Here is a 3,923-nt window from a genome sequence, read left to right as displayed (position 1 = left end):
TGGCGGACCCCGCGGGGGACGCCGTCTGAACAGCGGGGCCGCCGGACGTCCGGCGGCCCCGCTGTTCAGACGGCGTCCCCCGCGGGGTCCGCCAGGTCCGCGAGGACCGGCGGGTCGGCGCCCTCACGGGTCACCGTGACCGCGGCGGCGGACGCCGCGAACCGCAGCATCTCCTCCAGGTCCCCCCGGGTCGTCCCCGCCAGACGGGCCCGGGGGCCGTCGCCCAGCAGGTCGCGGCGGTCCAGCCAGGTCAGCAGCGCTCCCATGAACGAGTCGCCCGCGCCGACCGTGTCCACCACCTCGACCTCGGGCGCCTCGACCGCCGCCTCCACACCGTGGGAGACCGCGAGGGCCCCCTCGCCGCCGAGGGTCGCCACGACCAGCGACGGGCCGAGGGCGGCGAGGGCGAGGGCCGCCCGCGACGGCGACAGGTCCGGGTACAGGAACGCCAGGTCCTCGTCGCTGGCCTTGACCACGTGCGCCTGCGCACAGTGCCGCAGGGCCAGGGCGCGCGCGGTCGCCGGGTCGCCGATGACGTCCGGCCGGATGTTGGGGTCCAGGGTGAGCGTCACCCGCCCCCTCCCGTGCTCGCGGCGCAGCAGCGACTCGATCCGGGAGGCCCCCGGCTCGCGGAACAGGGCGATCGACGCGGCGTGCAGGGCGCGCACCTGCGGCTCCAGCTCCTCCGGGAGTTCGCCCGCGCGCCAGTGCCAGTCGGCGGCGTCGTCCATGCGGAAGTCGTAGCGGGCCGACCCGTCCGGACCGAGCGAGGCGAGGGCCAGGGCCGACGGCTCCTCCGCCGCCAGGAGGCCGGCGGGGTCCAGGCCCTCGCCGAGCAGCCGCTCACGGATCATCGCGCCGAAGCCGTCCGAGCCGATCCGGGCGAGCAGGCGGGTCGGGGTGCCGAGCCGGGCCGCCGCGACGGCCGTGTTGGCGGGACCCCCTCCCGGTGAGGCACGCAGCACGCCGGCGCCGTGGCCGGTGGGCAGCAGGTCCATGACGTTCTCACCGATCACGACGAGGCGCGCGGGTGCGCCCGACGCCCTCGTGCCGTCCGTGCTTCGCGCGGTCACTCGTCTCCTCCGGGGGCCGGGGCGGACGTCGCGGGGAGCGCGTCCGCGAGGGAGGTCGACAACCCGATCTGGGGCAGAAGGGTCGCCTGGTAGGCGTGGTAGACGTCGGGCTTGCCCGCCCAGACGCTTCCCGCCGGCCGGTTGGCCGGATCGAGTTCGTGGTGCCAGCTGCCGTGCTCGCCGTCCAGGTGGAACCTGGCTGCGTAGTCCCACCAGCGGTCGTAGAGGAGGGTGTACTCGCCGTCGCCCGTGTGCCGGGCCAGCGCCCAGGCGGCCATCGTCGCCTCGGCCACCACCCAGTGCATGCGCTCGCGCACGACCGGGCCGTCCTGCCAGTCGAGGGTGTAGACGAAACCGTCCTCGCCGTCGACCCCCCACCCGCGCCGGACGGCGTGGGAGAACAGGCTCCGGGCGTCGGGGGTCAGCCAGTCGGGGACGTCCTCGCCCGCCCGGGTGAGCGCGATCTCCAGGTGGACCAGCAGCCGCGCCCATTCGAGCAGGTGGCCGGTGGTGCTCCCGAAGGGGCGGAAGGGGTGGTCCGGCCGGTCCCGGTTGTAGTCCGGGACGGGCTCCCAGCCGGGGGTGAAGTGCTCGGGCAGGCGCCAGTCGTGGGCGGCGGCCACACCGTGGACCAGCCGCTCCGCGACGGCGAGCGCGCGCCGCGTCCAGAGGGTGTCGCCGGTGGCGTCGGCGGCGGCGAGGAACGCCTCGACGCAGTGCATGTTGCTGTTGGCGCCCCGGTACTCCTCGGTGGCCTTCCACCCGGCGTCCCAGCTCTCCCGGACGGCCCCCGCCGACTCCTCCCAGAAGCGGGCGTCCATGACCCGCAGCGCCTCGTCGAGCAGGTCGCGGGCGCCGGGGCGGCCCGCGGCGGTGGCGGTGGAGGCCGCCAGGACCACGAACGCGTGCTCGTAGGCGGACTTGCGCGGGAGGTCGGCCCCCGGCTCCCCGCCCTCTGCGTGGGAGCGCTCCCGGGACGCGTCCCCGGCAGGGCGCCCCTCCGGAACCCGGTCGAACCACCCGCCCAGCTCCCCGTCGCGCAGCGGCCCGTTCGCGAGTGCGGCCACCCCGTGGTCGGCGAGCCGGCCGGCGTCCGCGTCACCGCGGAGGTGGGCCAGGGAGAACACGTGCGTCATCCGCGCGGTGATCCAGGTGGCGACCGGCCGGTCCCGCTCCACCCCGCCGCGCGCGTCCAACCAGCCGAAGCCGTCGGGCACCGCGGAGCCCGCGGCGAAGGCGCACAGCCTCCGCTCCTCCTCCCGCAGCCACTCGGGATGCCCCGGGGCACGGTGTGTCGATGCTGTCAATCCACTGCCTCCTCGTCGGTACGCCGGACCACGCTATCCCGCGAGGTCGACGCGGCGGTAGCCCAGGGCCCGGCGAACCGGGCCCCGGTCGCGCGCCGCCGGGACGGCCCCGGCGCGAACGCGCGCGGAGCGCCGGGCCCCCGGTACCCCCGGGGTCCGGTGTGCCGGGGACCGACCGGACGGGCGGGACTCCGGGCGCTCCGTCCGGACGGGCGGGGTCCCCCTGGCGGCTGCCGCCGGGGCCGGACGGACGGGCGGCGCGGACGGCGGATCCGGCTCCCGGGACCGCCCTCCGCCGGGGGCTCCGCTCACCGGCCGGCGGACGGCGGAAGGGCTCGCCCGCGGGCGGCCCGCCGGCCCCCCAGGTCGGCTGAGCGGCAGGTCCAGCGGATGTGCTCGGCGACCGTGACGGGGTCGTCGGCCATGGGGATGTGCCCGCTGCCGATCAGGGAGACCATGCGCGCGTTCGGCACCCGCTCGTGGGCGTGCACCGCGCTGGACGGCAGCAGGGTCCGGTCGCGGTCCCCCCAGGCGATGGTCACGGGACAGTCGATGGGCCGCGCCTCGAAGTGGTACTCGGCGATGCGCGGGACCATCCGCACGTAGGGGGCTCCCGGTTCGAGCCCCTGCACACTGAAGCGGGTGGCCTTGGCCTCGGGCGAGGAGGGGTCGCCCCGCAGGGCGATCCGCGCGGCGGCCCGGGCGGGCGCGGTGTTGGCGAGGCGCTCCTTGACCGGCGTCGGGATCCGGGTCGCCAGGTCGGCGGCGACGCCTACCGCGCGCATCCCCCACCGGGCGAGGCTGTCCGAGAACCCTGCCGGGGAGAACACCGTCACCGACCCCGCCAGCCCACGGGCCCCCAGTTCCAGGGCGATCGATCCCCCGAGGGAGTTCCCGGCCAGGTGCGGGCGCTCCCAACCGTGCAGTTCGCAGAGGGCGCGGACGTCCTCGGTCATGCTCAGGACGTCGTAGGGCTCGTCGGCCCCCGGCGCGGGGGTCGAGCCGAAGCCGGGCAGGTCCACACAGATGACCTGGTAGTCCCGGGCGAGCCGGGTCATGACGACCTTCCAGCTCTGGCGCCGGTCGCCCAGGCCGTGGAGCAGCACCAGCGGGCGACCGCGCCCGCGCCGTTCGAAGGCGATGCGTGTCGGGTCCATGCTGTCCGGTCTACCCGCTCCGGCGCGTCGCCACCACCGGGCCCGGGGGGCGCCGGAGGGGCGCGCCGGACGCCTGCGCGGCGCGGGCCGTGGGGGGCGGGGACGGACCGCCCCGACACCACCGGGCCCGGGGCGGGGCGCCGGACGGTCGGATGGGCGGGGAACGGGACCGGACCCGCGTCCCCTTCGACGACGGCGGCCCCCAGTTCCAGGGCGATCGATCCCCCGAGGGAGTTCCCGGCCAGGTGCGGGCGCTCCCAACCGTGCAGTTCGCAGAGGGCGCGGACGTCCTCGGTGAGAGGTTCACCGCCGACCCGTACCCGGTCTACGCCGAACTCCGTGAACGCGGGCCCGTCCACCGCGTCCGCCTGCCCAGGGCGGACGGG

At 76.9% G+C, this 3,923-nt stretch carries 3 protein-coding genes and 1 pseudogene; all 4 read right to left on the bottom strand.

All coding sequences use genetic code 11. The annotated features are described in order from the left end of the window. Positions 1-65: 65 nt before the first annotated feature. Positions 66-1,073, bottom strand: a complete 1,008-nt coding sequence (locus ACWGL3_RS31475) for a carbohydrate kinase family protein (RefSeq protein ID WP_267947134.1) — start codon at positions 1,071-1,073, stop codon at positions 66-68. Further along, positions 1,070-2,380 (bottom strand): AGE family epimerase/isomerase, encoded by a 1,311-nt coding sequence (locus ACWGL3_RS31470; protein ID WP_267947135.1) that lies wholly within the window; start codon positions 2,378-2,380, stop codon positions 1,070-1,072. The genes ACWGL3_RS31475 and ACWGL3_RS31470 overlap by 4 nt, the downstream gene beginning before the upstream one ends. Before the next feature lie 308 nt (positions 2,381-2,688). Next, positions 2,689-3,537 (bottom strand): alpha/beta fold hydrolase, encoded by an 849-nt coding sequence (locus ACWGL3_RS31465; RefSeq protein WP_267947136.1) that lies wholly within the window; start codon positions 3,535-3,537, stop codon positions 2,689-2,691. 167 nt (positions 3,538-3,704) lie between these two features. Next, a pseudogene (locus ACWGL3_RS31460) lies at positions 3,705-3,836 on the bottom strand (alpha/beta fold hydrolase); the annotation flags it as partial. Positions 3,837-3,923: the final 87 nt, after the last annotated feature.

This window comes from Nocardiopsis sp. NPDC055824 (assembly GCF_053616335.1).
This window is presented reverse-complemented; position numbering and strand designations above follow the sequence as displayed.

Bases quoted from the DNA above. Each gene is read 5' to 3' on its own strand.
- ACWGL3_RS31465 (WP_267947136.1), bottom strand. From the start codon at position 3,537: ATGGACCCGACACGCATCGCCTTCGAACGGCGCGGGCGCGGTCGCCCG.